General features: G+C 60.4%; 16 protein-coding genes. 8 read left to right on the plus strand and 8 right to left on the minus strand.

Annotation, left to right across the window (positions count from 1 at the left end; genetic code table 11):
- Positions 1 to 102: 102 nt before the first annotated feature.
- The gene (locus ACA067_RS13420) at positions 103 to 1554 is read right to left on the minus strand and encodes a nucleobase:cation symporter-2 family protein (protein ID WP_497462204.1); all 1452 of its coding nucleotides are present in this window, start codon (positions 1552 to 1554) and stop codon (positions 103 to 105) included.
- 232 nt (positions 1555 to 1786) lie between these two features.
- A complete protein-coding gene (locus ACA067_RS13425) occupies positions 1787 to 2680 on the minus strand; it encodes a LysR family transcriptional regulator (RefSeq protein WP_497462205.1) in 894 nt (297 codons plus the stop codon).
- Positions 2681 to 2781: 101 nt separating this feature from the next.
- On the opposite strand from ACA067_RS13425, the gene ACA067_RS13430 reads away from it, so the two are divergent.
- Positions 2782 to 3873, plus strand: a complete 1092-nt coding sequence (locus tag ACA067_RS13430; protein WP_497462206.1) for a polyamine ABC transporter substrate-binding protein — start codon at positions 2782 to 2784, stop codon at positions 3871 to 3873.
- 14 nt (positions 3874 to 3887) lie between these two features.
- Positions 3888 to 4847 (plus strand): agmatinase, encoded by a 960-nt coding sequence (gene speB / locus ACA067_RS13435; RefSeq protein WP_497462207.1) that lies wholly within the window; start codon positions 3888 to 3890, stop codon positions 4845 to 4847.
- Positions 4848 to 4961: 114 nt separating this feature from the next.
- Here the strand turns inward: speB and ACA067_RS13440 are convergent, their stop codons facing one another.
- Positions 4962 to 6014 carry an aldo/keto reductase gene (locus ACA067_RS13440; protein ID WP_497462208.1) on the minus strand — a complete coding sequence of 351 codons (1053 nt, stop codon included), beginning with the start codon at positions 6012 to 6014 and terminating at the stop codon, positions 4962 to 4964.
- Between the two features lie 217 nt (positions 6015 to 6231).
- Here ACA067_RS13440 and zapE point away from each other — a divergent pair, with 217 nt between their 5' ends.
- The 3 genes from zapE (at position 6232) to ACA067_RS13455 (ending at position 8641) form a co-directional block, all read left to right on the plus strand.
- Positions 6232 to 7350: a cell division protein ZapE gene (zapE, locus tag ACA067_RS13445; RefSeq protein WP_497462209.1), complete on the plus strand. Its 1119-nt coding sequence runs from the start codon at positions 6232 to 6234 to the stop codon at positions 7348 to 7350.
- A gap of 16 nt (positions 7351 to 7366) precedes the next feature.
- Complete coding sequence (locus tag ACA067_RS13450) at positions 7367 to 7948, plus strand: DinB family protein (RefSeq protein ID WP_497462210.1); 582 nt, start codon at positions 7367 to 7369, stop codon at positions 7946 to 7948.
- Between the two features lie 201 nt (positions 7949 to 8149).
- Entirely contained in the window at positions 8150 to 8641 is a 492-nt protein-coding gene (locus tag ACA067_RS13455; protein WP_497462211.1) for a GNAT family N-acetyltransferase, read from the plus strand.
- 106 nt (positions 8642 to 8747) lie between these two features.
- Here the strand turns inward: ACA067_RS13455 and ACA067_RS13460 are convergent, their stop codons facing one another.
- From ACA067_RS13460 to ACA067_RS13475, 4 genes are all read right to left on the minus strand, one after another.
- Positions 8748 to 8951, minus strand: coding sequence for a hypothetical protein (locus ACA067_RS13460; protein WP_497462212.1), 204 nt, complete (start codon positions 8949 to 8951; stop codon positions 8748 to 8750).
- A 101-nt stretch (positions 8952 to 9052) separates the two neighbouring features.
- Positions 9053 to 11290, minus strand: a complete 2238-nt coding sequence (locus ACA067_RS13465; RefSeq protein WP_497462213.1) for a TonB-dependent siderophore receptor — start codon at positions 11288 to 11290, stop codon at positions 9053 to 9055.
- 259 nt (positions 11291 to 11549) lie between these two features.
- Positions 11550 to 13295 carry a phosphoethanolamine transferase CptA gene (locus ACA067_RS13470; protein ID WP_497462214.1) on the minus strand — a complete coding sequence of 582 codons (1746 nt, stop codon included), beginning with the start codon at positions 13293 to 13295 and terminating at the stop codon, positions 11550 to 11552.
- A gap of 196 nt (positions 13296 to 13491) precedes the next feature.
- Positions 13492 to 13674, minus strand: a complete 183-nt coding sequence (locus ACA067_RS13475; RefSeq protein ID WP_150766558.1) for a DUF6026 family protein — start codon at positions 13672 to 13674, stop codon at positions 13492 to 13494.
- Between the two features lie 246 nt (positions 13675 to 13920).
- On the opposite strand from ACA067_RS13475, the gene gnd reads away from it, so the two are divergent.
- From gnd to ACA067_RS13490, 3 genes are read left to right on the plus strand one after another with little or no spacing between them, the layout of a single operon-like run.
- Positions 13921 to 14925: a phosphogluconate dehydrogenase (NAD(+)-dependent, decarboxylating) gene (gene gnd / locus ACA067_RS13480; RefSeq protein WP_497462775.1), complete on the plus strand. Its 1005-nt coding sequence runs from the start codon at positions 13921 to 13923 to the stop codon at positions 14923 to 14925.
- Entirely contained in the window at positions 14922 to 16445 is a 1524-nt protein-coding gene (zwf, locus tag ACA067_RS13485; RefSeq protein WP_497462215.1) for a glucose-6-phosphate dehydrogenase, read from the plus strand. The genes gnd and zwf overlap by 4 nt, the downstream gene beginning before the upstream one ends.
- Positions 16442 to 17263 (plus strand): HAD family hydrolase, encoded by an 822-nt coding sequence (locus ACA067_RS13490; protein WP_497462216.1) that lies wholly within the window; start codon positions 16442 to 16444, stop codon positions 17261 to 17263. The genes zwf and ACA067_RS13490 overlap by 4 nt, the downstream gene beginning before the upstream one ends.
- Before the next feature lie 120 nt (positions 17264 to 17383).
- On the opposite strand, the gene nhaB is transcribed toward ACA067_RS13490, so the two are convergent.
- Entirely contained in the window at positions 17384 to 18886 is a 1503-nt protein-coding gene (nhaB, locus tag ACA067_RS13495) for a sodium/proton antiporter NhaB (protein WP_497462217.1), read from the minus strand.
- Between the last annotated feature and the right edge of the window lie 24 nt (positions 18887 to 18910).

An 18910-nucleotide genomic window follows, 5' to 3' on the forward strand; every position in this document is an offset into this window, starting at 1 on the left:
TCGACAGAAAAAAGGATCGAACCACCGCTGGCTCGATCCTTGAGCTCTATTAGCGGTTTACCTGTGCGACCACGTTCACTGTGAGGGGTTCGCTGCGGACTGTCACTGGTTGATGAGCAATGTGCCCTCGGCAAGCGCCGGCGGATTTTCCATGACTTGCAGGATCGAGGCTTCCGGATCGAAATCATCCTCTTCCAGCTCGATGAATTCTTCGGGCAGGAACACATTGAGAATGATCGCGCACAGCGCACCGACGGTGATCGGCGATTCGAAGATGTTGTGCAGGGCCACCGGCAGTTCGCGCAATACCTGCGGAACCGCGGCGATCCCCAGGCCCATGCCCAGCGAAATCGAAACGATCAGCATGTTGCGCCGATGCAGGCCGGCTTCGGCGAGGATCTTGATTCCGGCCACCGCCACGGTGCCGAACATCACCAGTTCGGCGCCGCCGAGCACGGGTTTGGGCATCAGTTGCAGCACCGCGCCGATCATCGGGAACAGCCCCAGCACCACCAACAGGCCGGCAATGAAAAACGCCACGTAGCGGCTGGCGACGCCGGTGAGCTGGATCACCCCGTTGTTCTGGGCGAAGGTCACCATTGGCATGCTGTTGAACACCGCCGCCATGGCCGAGTTGAGACCATCGGCGAGCAGGCCGGACTTGATCCGGCGGAGGTAGATCGGGCCCTTGACCGGTTGCAGGGAAATCATCGAATTGGCGGTCAGGTCGCCGGCAGCTTCCAGCGGCGAGACCAGGAAAATCACCGCCACCGGCACGAACGCCACCCAGTCGAAGGAGAAACCGTACTTGAACGGCACCGGTACGCTCATCAGCGGCACGTCGGGCAGGCTGGCGAAGTTGACGTCACCCAGCAGCCAGGCCACGGCATAGCCGAGCGTCAAGCCAATGACAATCGCACCGAGGCGCAAAAACGGCACATCGACACGGTTCAACACGACAATGGTTCCGAGGACCAATGCCGCCAGCCCCAGGTGGCTTGCCGCGCCGAGATCCGCCGCACCGAAACCGCCGGCGATGTCGGTCATGGCGACCTTGATCAGCGACAGGCCCATCAGGGTGATGATGGTTCCGGTTACCACCGGGGTGATGAGCATGCGCAGTTTGCCGATGAATTGGCTCAAGACGACTTCGATGAACGCCGCGAAAAAGCACACGCCAAAGATCGTCGAGAGGATCTCATCGGGGCCGCCACCTCGGGCCTTGACCATGAACCCTGCGCTGAGAATCACGCTGATGAACGAGAAGCTGGTGCCTTGCAGGCACAGCAGGCCGGAACCGACCGGCCCGAAGCATCGCGCCTGGACGAAAGTGCCCAGGCCCGAGACGAACAGCGCCATGCTGATCAGGTACGGCACTTCGCTTTGCAGGCCCAGGGCACTGCCCATGATCAGGGTCGGGGTGATGATGCCGACGAAACTCGCCAGTACATGCTGCAGGGCGGCGAAGACCGTGGCGGTCAGGTGCGGGCGGTCGTCGAGGCCGTAGATCAGGTCGCTGTGGCGCGGGGCAGGTTTTTTTTCAGAGGCGGTCATGGTGGTGTGCATGCCAGGAGGCGGGCCGGGTCAAAAAATGGAGGCGCAGGATGCCAGAAAGACCATTTTGAGGCGAGCGATGAGCCACACATACCAAGCGCAATCCCTGTGGGAGCGAGCCGGCTCCGGGCGGCGTTCCGACGAAGAGGCCGGCACATCCAGCATTGATATCGACTGATACACCGCCTTCGCCGGCAAGCCGGTCTCGCTCCCAGAGGGATTGCGCTGGACTTCAAGCAAACGCTGCCAGCAGATCCTCTTCGAACGCCTTCTGCGCATCCCCCGGGACCTGCGCGCGATGGCGGGCCAGATGGAATGCGACGTCAAAACTCATGTCCTCTCGACGCACGCCCCTGAGCAATCCCTTGTCCTCCCAGCTCCTGGCAAAGTGACTGGGCAAATACCCGACATGCTTGCCCGAAAGAATGAAGGCGAGGGTGCCTTCGACCTGCTCCGAGCGCGCCGAACACAGCTTGCCCTGGAACGGTTCGTCGCTGCGCAGGAAGCGGTAAGGGTGATCGACCCGGTCGCAGGCCTGGAGCGCTTGATCGTCCGGTGCATCCTCGGCGAACAGCGGATGCCCGGGGGCGCAGTACAAGTGCTGGGTTTCGCTGAACAGCTCGCGGTAGTCAAACGCGCTTTGCACCTGGGAGAAATAGCCGATCGCCAGGTCCAGCCGCTGTTGCAGCAGCAAGCGCTCCATTTCGCCGGGCATGGCACTGATCAATTCGATACGTACCGATTCGTCCCGCTCGCGAAAGCGCCGGATGGCCGCGGCCACCCTTTGCAGCACCGATTGATCGAGGGCTTCGGACAGGCCCAGTCGTACTTCGCCGATCAATCGACCTGCCACGCCGTTGGATTGATGGCGGAATGCTTCGATGGATTGGAACAACCCTCTTGTCGCCGTCATCAGTCGTTCGCCCTTGGGCGTGATCTTGAATCCGCCCTTGCCGCGACTGCACAACCTATAGCCGAGCCGGGTTTCGAGCTTGGCCATTTGCTGGCTGATGCTCGACTGGCTCAAACCCAGTTCACCCTGGGCCGCACTGAAACCGCCGCACTCCACCACGCTGACGAACAGGCGCAGCAGGTGAAGATCGAGATCGTGGAGTTGGCCGAGCATCAAACATTACTCCGGGATAATGTCAGGATAATAAACTTGATATTTAATCAATGTATCCGACGACGCATCCTGCAGCCACTTCCTCTGGTCAGGTGTTCGTCATGGCTCCTTTATACAAGCTGTGTTTCCCCACGCTGTTTCTCGCCGTGGCTGTTTGCGCCCAAGCCGAGGAAAAAGTCGTCAATCTCTACAGTTGGGCCGATTACGTCGCCCCCGAGACCTTGCAGCGTTTCGAGCAGGAAACCGGCATTCACGTGCGTTACGACACGTTCGACGCGCCAGAGGTGCTCGAAACCAAACTGCTCACCGGTGGCAGCGGTTATGACGTGGTGGTGCCATCGTCCAGTGTTCTGGCCCGCGGCCTGGCAGCCGGAGCATTGAAAGCCATTCCCCACGAAGGGCTTAAAGGCTACGCCAACCTTGACCCTGATCTGTTGGAAAAACTCGCAGCGGTCGATCCGGGCAATCTCTACGGTGTGCCCTATACCTGGGGCACGCTAGGGCTTGGAATGAATGTCCAGGCGCTGCAAAAGCGCTTGCCGAACGTGCCGCTCAACAGCCTGGACCTGCTGTTCAAACCCGAATACGCCAGCAAACTGAAGGACTGTGGCATTGCGATCATCGACTCGCCCCAGGAAGTGATCGGCCTGGCGTTGCACTATCTGGGCAAGGATCCTTACAGCAGCGACAAGCATGATCTCGAAGCGGCGCAGGCGTTGTTGCATCAATTGCAGCCTTCGGTGCTGTACGTCGCCAGCGGCCGGCAGATCAACGACCTGGCCAATGGTAGCGTCTGCCTGGCACTGGCTTACAACGGTGACGCCAGCATGGCCGCCGATCAGGCACGCAAGGCCAACAAGCCGTTCGAGGTGGCGTACCGGATTCCACGGGAAGGCACGCTGGTGTGGCAGGACAACCTGGCGATCCCCAAGGACGCGCCACACCCCGAAGCAGCCCGCCAGTTCATCGAGTTCATGCTGCGCCCGGAATCCGTCGCGGCGCTGACCAACACGCTGTTCTTTGCCACCGCCAACCAGGCCGCGACGCCGCTGGTGGATGAAGCGGTGCGCACCGACCCGGACATTTACCCACCTGCCGACGTTCGCGGTCTGCTGTACGCCGACCGCAGCATGAGCCTCAAGGACATGCGCCAGCGCACACGCTTGTGGACCACTTTCCGTAGCCGCCAATAATAAGGATCCCTTCAATGGACGTCCCAGTGCAGAACGATCAAGCCATGACCCGCGACAGTCTTTATGGAACTGCCGCAGAAAGTACCTACGCCGGCATCACCAGCTTCATGCGTCGTCGCTACAGCCGCGACTTGCGCGGTGTCGACGTGGCAGTCAGCGGGGTGCCGTTCGACACCGCCACCAGCAACCGTCCCGGCGCGCGCTTCGGACCGCGGGGCATTCGGGCCGCATCCACCGGGATTGCCTGGGAGCGTCACTGGCCGTGGACCTTCGACCCCTTTGACCACCTGGCGGTGATCGACTACGGCGATTGCGACTTCGATTACGGCACGCCGCAGTCGGTGCCGGAACGTATCGAGGCCCATGCCGAGCACATCCTCAACGCCGGCAGCGCGATGCTGACCTTCGGCGGCGATCACTTCATCACCTATCCGCTGCTCAAGGCCCATGCCCGCAAGCATGGTGCGTTGTCGCTGATCCACTTCGACGCCCACAGTGATACCTGGCCGGATGAAGGTGGTAAACGCATCGACCACGGCACCATGTTCTGGCACGCGGCCAGGGAAGGGCTGGTGGATCCGTCGCGGTCGGTGCAGATCGGCTTGCGTACCACCAATGACGATCATCAGGGCTTCGAGGTGCTGGATGCGCGACAAGTGCATCGACGCGGGGTTGATGCGATTGTCGAGGCCATTCGGGCAAGGGTCGGTCACCACCCGGTGTACCTGACCTTCGACATCGACTGCCTCGATCCGGCCTTCGCTCCGGGCACCGGGACGCCGGTGTGTGGCGGCCTGAGCACGGTGCAGGCGCTGGAAATCCTCGGCGGCCTGCGCGGGATCAACCTGGTGGGAATGGACGTGGTGGAAGTGGCGCCGGCCTACGACAGTGCGGACATAACCTCACTGGCGGCGGCGACCCTGGCGATGGAGATGCTGTGTTTGTATGCCGCCAAGCACAAGGTCGACCGGTAGCACTGAACTGCGGCGAGACTGCTGGCGCTATCGCGGGCAAGTCGGATCGCCGCACCGCCGCTCCCACAGGTTTTGCGCAAATCCTGTGGGAGCGGGCTTGCCCGCGATGCTTTTTCAGGCAACCGGGATTTTTGGGAGATCCAGGGTTTCAGCCCCGGTAAACCGTGCCATCGATCCGGCAATGGATTCATGCGGCACCCCCATTGCCACGTCGCTGACGCCATCAAGCCGCGACACTTGTTCAACACTCAACCTCACCTCCAGCGCCCCCAACGTCGCATCCAGTTGCTCACGAGTCCGCGAACCCAGAATCGGAATCAACGCCGTGGTCGAACGCCGGGCCTTTTCCCGCAGCCAGGCAATGGCCACATGCGTCGGGCTGGCTTCCAGTTCCGCGGCGACGGCCAGCAAGGCGTCGAGCAGGGAGGTGTCCCGGGCGCTTTTCTCGGCGTGAACCAGCATGCCCAGTTTGGCCGCGCGGTTGTCGACATCGTTGCTGCGGTACTTGCCGGTCAGGAACCCGCCACCCAAGGGCGACCATAACGTCGCGGCCAGGCCGAGGGCTTCGGCCATAGGCAGTTGCTCCCGTTCGGCTGTGCGTTCGGCAAGGCTGTACTCGACCTGAATGGCGGCAATCGGTGCAAAGCCGCGAACCTCGGCCAGCACGTCGGCCCGGGCGATGCGCCACGCCGGGAAGTTAGACAGGCCGGCGTAATGAATCTTGCCGGCGCGCACCAGATCGTCGAAACCCCGCAGGATCTCTTCCATGGGCGTTACGCCGTCGCTCATGTGCGCCCAGAACAGGTCGATGTGATCGGTTTTCAGCCGTGTCAGGCTTTCTTCCACGGCACGGATCATATTCTTGCGGTTGTTGCCGGTGTGGGAAATGCCCGCAGCCGGTGTAGTCCCCAAGGTGTATTTAGTGGCGATGACCAGACGCTCGCGTTCCGCGGCGATGAACTCGCTGAGCATGGCTTCCGACTGCCCACCTTGATAACCGTTGGCGGTGTCGATGAAATTGCCACCAGCTTGCAGATAGCCGTCGAAAATGCGCTTGGCTTCGTCACGTTCGGCGCCGTGACCCCAACCCGTGCCGAAGTTACCGGCGCCCAGCGCCAGTTCCGAGACCCGCAAGCCGGTTTTGCGGCCAAAAACTTTGTAATGCATGGGATGACTCCTGGCAGGAAAGGCACTGGGCTGAATGTAGATGTAGTGCGACATTAAATAAATATGATGCTCGTAATATATTCCGTCAAGGCACTTTTCCATTAATGACAAAAGGGCCGACGACCGGAAATGAGGCTGGACATCTCACTTGACAAAATCGGCGCCCGGATCGCCCGGCCAGACGCCGCCCTGCAGCGGACGTGGCATACTGCCGCCCATGAATGTCGACTCCCCCCTCAGCGCTTGGCAGCACGCTATCGAACACAAGGGCTTCGTCCAGGACGAAGCCCAGGAACATGCGGTCTGGGCCTTGCAGAAATGCTACGAAGCCCTGCATGAAGGGCGCACGCCGGTCACCGGCGTCTACCTGTGGGGCCCGGTCGGGCGCGGCAAGACCTGGTTGATGGACCAGTTCTACCAGAGCCTGCAGGTTCCGGCCCGGCGCCAGCACTTTCATCACTTCATGGGCTGGGTGCATCAGCGCTCGTTTCAGCTGACCGGCACCGCCGACCCGCTGAAGGCACTGGCCCGTGAACTGAGCCAGGAAGTGCGGGTGTTGTGCTTCGATGAGCTGTTCGTCAATGACATCGGTGACGCGATCATTCTCGGGCGTTTGTTCCAGGTGATGTTCGAGCAGGACGTGGTGGTAGTCTGCACCTCCAATCAGCCGCCGGACCAGCTCTACGCGGATGGCTTCAACCGCGACCGGTTCATGCCTGCCATCGAGGCGATCAAGCAGCACATGCAGGTGATCGCGGTCAATGGCGGCGAAGATCATCGCCTGCACCCGGGCACGGGTTTGCAACGTTACTGGGTCGCAACGCCTGGGCAGACCGACGCCTTGGCGGACGTGTTCAATGCCCTGACCGTCGGCCAGCCGGTATCCAGCGAGCCGATCAAGGTCGGCTACCGTTCTCTCGATGTGATGCAGTCCAGTGAAACCGTGCTCTGGAGCCGTTACTCCGACCTCTGTGAGCAGCCCTTTGCGGCCATGGATTTCATGGCGCTGTGCGACACCTTCAAGGCTATTCTGTTGAGTGGGGTACCCAATCTCAGCGCGCAGAAACGCGCAGGTCGCATCGCGCGCGGTACCGAAGATGGCGTCGAGCGGGTGGTGGCGGGCGATCGCGAGTTGCCGCAATTGTCGGTGAATGACGACGGTGTGCGGCGTTTCATTGCCCTGGTGGACGAGTGCTACGACCGTAAAGTGCCGCTGTACCTCGAAGCACAGGTGCCAATGGAATCGCTCTACACCGAGGGTTATCTGGAATTTCCGTTTCGCCGCACCCTCAGCCGTCTACAGGAAATGCAGTTGCGACGTTTCGCCGACGCTTGAAATTAGGGAGGAGAAGATGAATCAGCCGCTGTCTCACCATTTGCTGACCATGGCCTATCAGAACGCCTGGGCCAATCATCGACTCGCCGGGGCCTGGGGCCAGTTGAATCCGGAGGAGCTGACGGAGCCCAGGGTCAGTTTTTTCCCGAGCCTGCGCGCGACGCTCAATCACATCCTGACCTGTGACTGGTTTTACGTGGATGCACTGGAGCGGGAATTGCGCGGTGATGACCCGCATGCCGATTGCGCCGTATTTTTCAAGCACGACGAGCCTTGCTCAACGGCCGCCGACCTCAAGCGCGAGCAAGCCCTGGTGGACCGACGCCTGATTGCCTACTGCGAGCAAATGCGCGACGCAGACCTCGGCAAGATCGTGACCATCGCCCGTGACACCCCCCAGCATGACAGCCGTTTGCGCCTGCTGTCGCATCTGTTCGAGCACCAGATTCATCATCGCGGGCAAGTTCACGCCATGCTCAGCGGCACCACGGTCAAGCCGCCGCAACTGGACGAGTTTTTCTGTGCCGGTGAGTCGGGCCTGAGGGCCGCGGATTTTGCCGAGCTGGGGTGGACCGAAGCCTTGATTTGGGGCCATTAAGATCAAAAGATCGCAGCCTGCGGCAGCTCCTACAGGGTCGGTGTACACCCGATTAATTGTCGAGGTACGCGATCGGTGTAGGAGCTGCCGCAGGCTGCGATCTTTTGATCTTGTCGGCACCTCAGCGCTCGCGATATTGTCGCTTGGCTTTCCAGCGCGAGATGCGCGCCGGGGCTACTTCATGTGTGATCGAGGATGGAAATGGAATCCGCAGAAATTCTTGTGCTTCAGGCCAGCTACAGCAATCCGCTGCATGCCGAGGCGATAGGTCTGGTGCTGAACGCTTACGCCGAAGACCCAATGGGTGGTGGTCACTCCTTGCCCGCCGATGTACTCAAGCAACTGCCTGGGGAGCTCGCAAAGCGTCCCCATGCGTTCAGCGTACTGGCCTTTGTCAGCGGTGAGCCGGCAGGGCTGGTGAACTGCTTTGAAGGCTTCTCGACCTTTGCCTGTCGACCGCTGGTCAATGTCCACGATGTGTCGGTAGTGCCGAAGTTTCGCGGCCTGGGGTTGAGCCAGAAGATGCTGCAAAAGGTCGAGGACATCGCCCGCCGGCGTGGCTGTTGCAAAATCACCCTGGAGGTACTGGAAGGCAACGCCGTGGCCCAAGGGTCCTATGGCAAGTTCGGGTTTGCCCCGGGCATGTTCGATCCGGCACAGGGACGGATGCTGTTCTGGACCAAGGCGCTCTGAATCGCTTTCGTGTAGGAGCCGGCTTCCCGGCGAAGGCGATCTTGAGTACGCCTTCGCCGGCAAGCCGGCTCCTGCACATCCTATGAGTGATCTGGTCGCCCTTTGGTCATTTCGGCTTGTAGGACTCGGTCACTTGCGCGGTTTGATCGTCCGGGACCCGGACCTCGGAACCTTTGTTCTCCTGGGCCTGTTGTTGACTGAACCGCAGGCTGTCGTAGTAATACCGCATCCGTTCTGCCCCACCTTCGGCCAATGCGCTGGCCGAGACGAACGTCATCAGGCCGGCGATGATCAGGGGTGTACGTTTCATGGTTTGCCTCCCATCAGGAATGTCGGGTGCCTTTCATCCATGATCCAGTGCAATGTCGAAGGTCCATTATCTGCCGATTCCGTTAAATGGGCGTTAAAATCCTATAGCTTCCAGTCCAGGCTCAGGGTGACTGCGCGCGGGTCGCCCCAGAACACACCGTTATAGAAGCCGACGTTGTCGTAATACTTCTTGTCGAACAGGTTATCGACGTTCAGCGAAGCGGACAGGTGCCGATCGAACTCGTACCGCGACATCAGTCTGACCACGGTGTAGGCCTCCTGACGGATATTCGTCCTTTCGGTGATCACCGCGCCATCGGCACTACGTCCCACCGGGCGATTGGCTGCGCGGAACACGTCGCTTTGCCAGTTCACCGCGCCACCTACAGTCAGTGCCTGCCAGTCGCCGGGCAGACGATAGGCTGTGGAGAGGCGGAACATATTCAGCGGCTGGACGGTATTGGTGCGTTTCTTTTCGCCATCGACCGAGTGGGTGTAGGTGTAGCCGGCTGTCATGTTCCAGCCGGCCATGACCTCGCCCGAGACTTCGGCTTCGAAGCCCTGCACTTTGTTGCCTTTACCCCCGGACTTGAAAAACTCCTCGCCGGTCACCGGGTCCGGTGGCACCGAGTCGTCGAGTTCCGCGACGTTGTCCTGTTTGCTCCAGAACAGCGCGGTCGCCAGGTTGAGGCGTTCTTCCAGAAGGCTGCCCTTGAGCCCCAATTCATAGTTGCTGCCCACCACCGGCTCGAGGTATTTGCGATTACGGTCCCGATTGGACTGCGGTTTGAAAATGTCGGTGTAGCTGACGTACACGGTGTATTCGGGGGTGAGGTCGTAAAGCAGGCCGGCGTAAGGCGTCCATATGTCGTTGTGTTGCTGGCGGGTGGCATCGACACTGCTCAGCTGCAGGTTATCGTCGTAGCTGTTGGTCTTGCTCGACGCTTTCCAGCTGCCATAACGACTGCCGAGTACCGCGTGCAGCTCATCCGTCAGGCTCAGGCGAGTGGCCAGGTAGCCGGCCTTCTGGCGGGTACTGTCTGTGTAACCTGAAAGGCTGGTGACGGTGTCGTGATACTTGGCGATGTTGCCCATGTATTTCCAGTCGGGAATGTTCAAATAGTCCGACGACTGTGCGCCTTTGACCAGGTAGGGGTTTTCTTCACTGCGCTCGGCTTCGCCATACCCGAGCATCATCTCGTGCTCCCGTCCGAACAGCGTGTAGGGGCCCGCCACGTTAAAGTCATAAGCCTTCATTTTCTGCGTCCCGATCATGTGGCCCGTGTAGGCGCTCATGCCACTGCGGTCCTCGTTCGGGAAGCCGCCACCGCCGTAATACAACTTGCCGTCCGTATCGCTTTCGCGGTGGGTGTAGGCCGCTTTGAAATGCCAGCCGGCGCCCAGTTGTTGGTCCAGTGTGGCGAATGCTGTCTGGTCCTTGATCGGCCAGGAACTCCAGGACGTGGCCATATTGGTGGAGCGGCCCAGGTTCGCTTTGCCTCCGTCAGAATTCCAGTAGGGCAAGGTGCCATAGGAGGAGCCCTGGACGTGTTTGTTCTGGTAGTCGTAACCCACGGCCAGCAGGGTGTCGTCGGTCAGGTCGGCTTCGAGAATGCCGTAGCCAACTTCCCGTTGTTGCTGGTACTTGTCGCGGAACGAACCGGCGTCGCGATAGGCCAGCACGCTGCGCCCGCGTAGTCGGCCGTCGAACGCCAGCGGGCCGCCGACATCCAGGTAACTGTAATAGTCGTCATAACTGCCGCCACTGGCACCGGTCTGGACTTGCCACTGCGCTGTGGGCCGTTTGCGCACCATGTTGATGGTGGCCGACGGGTCGCCCGCACCCGTGGTCAGGCCGGTCGCACCGCGAACCACTTCAATGCGGTCGTAGATGATGGTGTCCGAATCGGACTTCATGTAGCTGAAGGTGTTGAGCATGCCATCGACCTGGAAATTGGTGATCGAGTAGCCGCGAGAGGAATAGCTGACCCGGTCCGAGTCGTTGTGCTGGACCACCACGCCGGTGGTCTGGCTCATGGCTTCGGACAGCGAGCCGAGCTTGAAGTCGTCCATCTGCTGACGGGTGACCACGGACACCGATTGCGGCGTTTCCTTGATCGACAGGTTCAGCCGGGTGGCCGTGTTCATGGCGCCGGTGGTGTACGACTCGGTATGTTCGGTGGTGCTGCCCAGGCTTTGGGCGATCACATTGGTGGCGCCCAGTTCGAGGGTGCTGCCGGGTTCTTGATCGGAAGCGGTTTCGGCCAGCAGATCGGGGCACAGGGCGATACTGCACAGGCCCAGGGTAAAGGTCATGGAACGGGTGATAGGCGCGAACATCGCAGCCGACTCCTTGTCTTCGAGGGAAAAATTCCGTTTGCTCAAAGACGAAGGGGAGGGCGCAGATTTAGCTATAAACGAGAATAATTATTATCTTTGGGATTTTGCTGTCAGAAAATCCCTGTGGGAGAAGAATTCTTATGGGAGGAAGAATCCCTGTGGGAGCGAGCCTGCTCGCGAAAGCGGTGGGTCATGCAACATCGATGCTGACTGTGCCACCGCCTTCGCGAGCAGGCTCGCTCCCACAGGTTGTGAAGGGTTACTTCTGCACCACTTCCGGTGCAGTTGGTAACGCCTTGGGTTTGATCAGGCTGAAGTCGATCAACGGACGCTGCTGACGCTCGTAGGGGTTGCCGATCATCAAGGGCCGGGGCTTGAAGCTGTCGCTGACCAGGCTTTTGCTGCGATCGAGTTCATCGAAGCTGAGCCCTGCGAGATCGGCCCAGGTATGGATCAGGTGCGAGCTGCTGTACGGCCGCCCCAGATCGCCGGCAAAGTTCCAGTCATGGGTTTCGCGCCATTTCGGCGAGGCCCAGGCCATGAACGGAATGGTGTACATCGGCGCCGTCGGTTTGCTTTCGTTGCGCCCCAGGGTGCTATGGCCAGGGGAATCGAACACATCTTCGCCATGGTCGGAAAGGTACATCAGGAACCCGTTCGGATCGGACTTGGCGTAGTCCTTGATCAGGCTCGAGACCACGAAGTCGTTGTACAGCACCGCATTGTCGTAGCTGTTGTAGGTCGGCAACTGATCATCGCGCACGCCTGCCGGAACCCCCTGGCGGTCCTTGAACTTGTCGAAGGTCGATGGATAGCGGTATTGGTAGCTCATGTGCGTGCCGAGCAGATGCACGACGATCAGCTTGCGCGGCGCAGCGTCGGTCAGGGCCTTGTTGAACGGCTCGATCACATCGCCATCGTACTGGGCGGCGTTCTGGTTGCGGTTGTTGTTCAGGTACACCTGCTCATCGGCCTGCTGGGAGAAGGTCGTCAACATGGTGTTGCGCTTGGTCATGGTCTGCTGGTTGGTAATCCAGAAGGTCTTGTAGCCGGCCTGTTTCATCATGCTCACCAGCGACGGGGTCGACAGGTACAGGTCCGGATTGTCTTCGTCGGCGAAGGTCAGCACCTGTTGCAACGCCTCGATGGTGTAGGGGCGCGGGGTGATGACGTTATCGAAGACCGCCAGCTGATCCTTGAGCTTGTCCAGTTCCGGCGTGGTGTCCCGAGGGTAGCCGTACAGGCTCATGCGCTGACGGTTGGTGGATTCACCGATCACCAGCACCAGTGTCGACGGCTGATCGGCCGCCGAGTCCTTGAGGTTGTGCAGCGGTGGAATCTTGCTCGCGCTGGTGAGCATGTCTTGCATGCCGGCCAGGGTATCGAGGTAGCGGTGGTAGGCCACGGCCATCTGCCAGGGCACGGCGGGCTCGATGCGGGTCTCGAATTTCTCGAAACCACTGGCCAGGTTGCCGGTGCGCACGGTGTGTTTGATCAGCGGGTAACCGATCACGGCCACCAGAATGGCGGTTGCAGCGACCAGTGCCTGCCCGCGGGGCAGGTACACCGGACGCAAACGCGTCCACAGGAACCAGGCGAACAGCGTGTGGGCGAGGAAGGCCGCCACCATCCACCAGGCGAAGTACTGGGTCATGTACTCGCCCGCTTCAGAGATGTTCGACTCGAACATGATGAAGATGACGCTTTGGGAGAATTCTTGCTGGTAAATGAAGAAGTAGCCCAGGCTCGCCATGGAGCAGGCCCACAGCACCACGCCGATCAACGCGGCCAATACCCGGGTCTGTTTAGGGAACAGCAGCATCGGCGCCAGCCAGATGGCGCTCATGATAAAGGCCTGGCGGAACCCGGTGAAACCGGAAGTGCCCGTCAGCTGGATCAGTAGCTGGGTAATGCCGGAAAAATACCAGAAGAACAGAAACAGCCAGAGAAATCCTGCCCAATCAAAACCTTTCGCAGACGTGGTGCTGCGTTTAAACAAAGCCATTCATCGCTCCAACTGAAATCACTGCCTTCGCCGAGACGTGAATATCACCGACGAACGGGGGGCGCACGGATACCGAGCGGCCACAATGAGCCGGAGTATCAATATGTGTGTGTGAAAAAATTGTGATTGCCGGACAGTCGGGGCATCGGGGCGTATTGGAAGCAGCAGAAGGCTGCTTCCGGTTCAAGCGAAGGGATCAGGCGTGGGGAGCACGCTGTGTGACGGGCCAGGACTGGACCTGAGCATCTTGTGTGAGCAGGCGCAGTTGCGCGACTTCCTGCCTCAACTGGTCGCGCTCGTCTTTCAACTGGCGCAATTCATCGCGACGGATCGTGACGTAAAGGGTTTGTGCTGGCCGTGCTGCTAGTAATGTGCCCATTGCTCACCTCGCAAATGGCTGATTCAACTGTAAATCCGCTCCGACATGGATGCTGACTTACTATCGGCGCCGATTTTGATTTCTTTTGCTTAAGAATGGAACTTTTTTATTTTTCATGGTCGTTGTGTTTTCGGCACGATTTCTGACGTTATCAGTCTGGATCGGGCACAATGCCCGGAAACTTCACCCCGCCGCTCTGGACTAACCCACATTAGTCGCGTTGGGCTATAACCTTTGACACACTTTATTTGTAGTAGGGAGCATCAGCACATGCAACTCGGGATTATTGGACTGGGCCGCATGGGCGGCAATATTGCACGGCGCCTGATGCTCAACGGGCACACCACCGTTGTTTACGACCGCAATACCGCCTTTGTCGAAAACTTGAGCGAAGAGGGCGCCACCGGCGTTGCCGACCTGCCAGCCCTGGTTGCCGGCCTGGCCAAGCCTAGGGCGGTCTGGGTCATGTTGCCAGCAGGCGCACCGACCGAAGACACCATCGACACCCTGAGCACGTTGCTCGAAGCCGGCGACACCATCATCGACGGCGGCAACACTTTTTATAAGGACGACATCCGCCGGGCGAAATCCCTGTCGGAAAAAGGCCTGCACTACATCGACGTCGGTACCTCGGGCGGCGTCTGGGGCCTGGAACGTGGTTACTGCATGATGATCGGCGGCGATGCCGAGACCGTTAAGCGTCTCGATCCGCTGTTCGAAAGCCTGGCGCCGGGCCTGGGCGACATTCCGCGTACCAAGGACCGCAAGTCTGATGACGATCGCGCCGAACGTGGTTACATCCACGCCGGCCCGGCCGGTTCTGGCCATTTCGTGAAGATGATCCACAACGGCATCGAATACGGCATGATGCAGGCCTTCGCCGAAGGCTTCGACATCCTCAAGACCAAAGCCAGCACCAACCTGCCGGAAGACCAGCGTTTCGACCTGAACGTCGCCGACATCGCCGAAGTCTGGCGCCGTGGCAGCGTGGTGTCGTCCTGGCTGCTCGACCTGACCGCCGACGCACTGGCCAGCGATCCGAAACTCGACGGGTACGAAGGCGCTGTGGCTGACAGCGGTGAAGGTCGCTGGACCATCGAAGCCGCCATGGAGCAATCGGTGCCCGTACCGGTGCTGTCGAACTCGCTGTTCTCCCGCTACCGTTCGCGCGGGCAAGGCACCTTTGGCGACAAGATTCTCTCGGCCCAGCGCTTCGGCTTCGGTGGCCATGTGGAGACTGCGAAAAAATGACCCGCTTGATCCGCAATAAATCCAAGGCAGAACCCGCACCACCGACCACGCTGTTCCTGTTCGGTGCCCATGGTGACCTGGTCAAGCGTCTGCTGATGCCGGCGCTGTACAACCTGAGTCGTGACGGTCTGCTTGGGGACGGACTGCGGATCATCGGCGTTGACCACAACGCCATCAGCGATGAAGACTTCGCGAAAAAACTCGAAGACTTCATTCGCGCCGAGGTGGCCTCCAAGGTCGGTAAGGGCGGTCAAGCCCTTGATCCGGTCTTGTGGGCCAAACTGGCCAAAGGCATCAGCTACGTCCAGGGCGACTTTCTGGACGACAGCACTTATCAAGCGTTGGCGGCGAAAATTGCCGACAGCGGCACTGGCAACGCGGTGTTCTACCTGGCCACCGCGCCGCGTTTTTTCAGCGAAGTGGTGCGTCGACTTGGCGCCGCCGGCTTGCTGCAAGAGATGCCTGAAGCGTTCAGAAGGGTGGTGATCGAAAAGCCCTTCGGCTCCGATCTGCCTACCGCCGAAGCCTTGAACGCTTGCCTGCTCAAGGTGATGACGGAGAACCAGATCTACCGGATCGATCACTACCTGGGCAAGGAAACCGTACAGAACATTCTGATCAGCCGGTTCTCCAACAGCCTGTTTGAAGCGTTCTGGAACAATCATTACATCGACCACGTGCAGATCACCGCCGCCGAGACCGTCGGCGTGGAAACCCGTGGCAGTTTTTATGAACACACCGGCGCCCTGCGGGACATGGTGCCCAATCACCTGTTCCAGTTGTTGGCGATGGTGGCCATGGAACCGCCGGCAGCCTTTGGTGCCGATGCGGTTCGCGGCGAGAAAGCCAAGGTGGTCGGAGCGATTCGCCCCTGGTCGGTCGAGGAAGCACGGGCCAACTCGGTCCGCGGCCAATACGCGCCCGGTGAAATCGACGGCAAGCCATTGCCGGGGTATCGCCAGGAAAACAACGTGGCACCCGACAGCAACACCGAAACCTACGTGGCACTCAAGGTCATGATCGACAACTGGCGCTGGGTCGGCGTGCCGTTCTACCTGCGCACCGGCAAGCGCATGAGCGTGCGCGACACCGAGATCGTCATCTGTTTCAAGCCGGCGCCTTACGCGCAGTTCCGCGATACCGAGGTCGATGAGTTGCAGCCGACCTATCTGCGGATCCAGATCCAGCCAAACGAAGGCATGTGGTTCGACCTGCTGGCCAAACGGCCCGGGCCGGCGCTGAAGATGGCCAATATCGAACTGGGTTTTGCCTACAAGGATTTCTTCGAAATGCAGCCGTCCACCGGCTATGAGACCCTGATCTACGATTGTCTGACGGGCGATCAGACGCTGTTCCAGCGCGCCGACAACATCGAGAATGGCTGGCGCGCCGTGCAGCCGTTCCTCGATGCCTGGCGACAGGACGCGAGCGTGCAGAGCTACGCGGCTGGCGAAGACGGGCCGCAGGCCGCAGAACATCTGCTGACCCGCGACGGTCGCGTCTGGCACGGCCTCGGATGAGCGAGCCGACGCAACACCCCATCCGTTTTCTGCTCAGTGACATGGACGGCACCTTGCTGCTGCCCGATCACAGCCTCAGCCAGCGCACGATCGAAGCGGTCCGTTCGTTGCGCGAGGCGGGCGTGCTGTTCAGCCTGGCCACTGGCCGCCCGCCCAAAGCCATGCTGCAGCAGATCGAAGCCCTGGGCGTCGATCTGCCGACGGCGGCGTTCAATGGCGGTACGCTCGTCAACCCCGACGGCAGTGTTCTGGTCGCGCATTACTTGCCGGCCACGGCCGCGCTGACCACCTTGACGCTGTTTGCCGATCTGCCGGATATCGAAGTCTGGGTGTTCAGCGGCGGCGACTGGCTGGTGAAAGACCCATCCGGGCCCATGGTGCCGCGCGAGCAGCATGGCCTGGGGTATCCGCCGGTGGAGGTGGAGAGTTTCGAGCCCTATCTGGAGCAGATCGATAAAATTGTCGCCGCCAGTCACAACACTCAACTGCTGATCGAACTGGAAGCGCAATTACTGCCCAAGGTCGAGGGGCAGGCTCAGGTCTCGCGTTCACAACCGGTGTACCTGGACGTGACCGCCATGCAAGCCAACAAGGGCGACGCGCTGGCGACACTGGCCGAGTTTCTCGGTGTGCCGCTGGAACAGACGGCAGCCCTGGGCGATGGCGGCAATGACCCGGCGATGTTTCATCGCGCCGGGCTGTCGATCGCCATGGGGCAGGCGGAAGAGGCGGTGAAGCGCCAGGCGCATGTTGTCACGGGAACCAACACCGAAGACGGCGCGGCCCAGGCGATCGAACGCTACATCCTCCCTCGCTGACGACACAAAACCAATTGTGGGAGCGAGCCTGCTCGCGAAGGCGGTATTTCATTCAACATCAATGTTGACTGGCATGGCCTCTTCGCGAGCAGGCTCGCTCCCACATTGTTTGGCCGGTGTTTACAGCCAGTAACTCACGGCGTACCAGCCAAGAACGCCCATCACCACCGTGTAAGGCAACGCCATCCACACCATCCGCCCATACGACAGGCGAATCAGCGGTGCAATCGCCGACGTCAGCAGAAACAGAAACGCCGCCTGACCATTGGGCGTCGCCACGCTCGGCAGGTTGGTGCCGGTGTTGATCGCAATCGCCAACGTCTCGAAATGCTCGCGGCTCATGTGGCCGGCGATGAAGGCCCGTTTCACTTCAGTGATGTAAATGGTCGCGACGAACACGTTGTCGCTGATGGCCGACAGCAAGCCGTTGGCAATGAACAGCATGCCCGGCTGTTGCTCCGCCGGCAGCGCCAGCACCCACTGAATCAGCGGTGTGAACAGTTGCTGATCATGAATCACTGCTACCACCGCAAAGAACACCACCAGCAGCGCCGTGAACGGCATGGCGTCCTTGAATGCGTTGCCGATGCGGTGCTCGTCGGTGATGCCGGTGAATGAAGTGATCAGCACGATCACCATCAGACCGATCAGGCCGACCTCAGCGATGTGAAACCCCAGCGCGGCAATCAGGATCAGTGCCGCCAGCCCCTGCACGATCAGCGCGGCGCGTTGGCGCGCGGTGCGTGCGGCGTTATCTTCGGCGGCGTAGTTGGCCAGCACCGAACGCACGTTGTCTGGCAGCAGCGTGCCATAGCCGAACCAGCGCAATTTCTCCAGCAGCACGCAGGTCACCAGCCCCGCCACCAGTACCGGCAAGGAAACCGGGGCGACTTTCAGAAAAAACTCGGCGAAGTGCCACCCCATTTCATGGCCGATCAGCAGGTTTTGCGGTTCGCCGACCAAGGTGCAGACGCCGCCCAGCGCGGTACCCACGGCGCCGTGCATCAGCAGGCTGCGCAAAAAGGCGCGGAACTGATCAAGGTCAGCGTGATGCAGTGTGGGCAAATGCTGGTCGTTACCGATCGGGGTGTCCTGCCGCGGATCGTCGCCCGAGGCGACGCGGTGATACACCGAGTAGAACCCCACCGCCGCACTGATGATCACGGCCGTCACGGTCAGGGCATCGAGAAACGCCGACAGAAACGCCGACAGAAAGCAGAACATCAGCGCCAGCATGGTTTTGGAGCGGACCCCGAGCAGCAGTCGCGAGAACAGGAACAACAACAGGTCTTTCATGAAGTAGATGCCGGCCACCATGAACATCAGCAGCAGGATCACCGGGAAGTTGTGCACCAGTTCGTCATAGAGCGCCTGGGGCGTGGTCATCTTCAACAGCAGGGCTTCAACCAGCAGCAGGCCCCCGGGCATCAACGGATAACACTTGAGTGCCATGGCCAGGGTGAAAATGAATTCCAGCACCAGCAGCCAGCCCGCTGCCACCGGGCCGACCGTCCACAACACCAGGGCGTTGAGGATCAGGAAGCCGACAATGCTCGCCTTGTACCAGCGGGGAGAATGCCCGAGAAAATTGTGCGCGAACGCCTGGGCCATTGAACCGGACATTGGCTACTCCTTGTAATAAGAAGC

The organism is Pseudomonas sp. LBUM1674, from assembly GCF_059695635.1.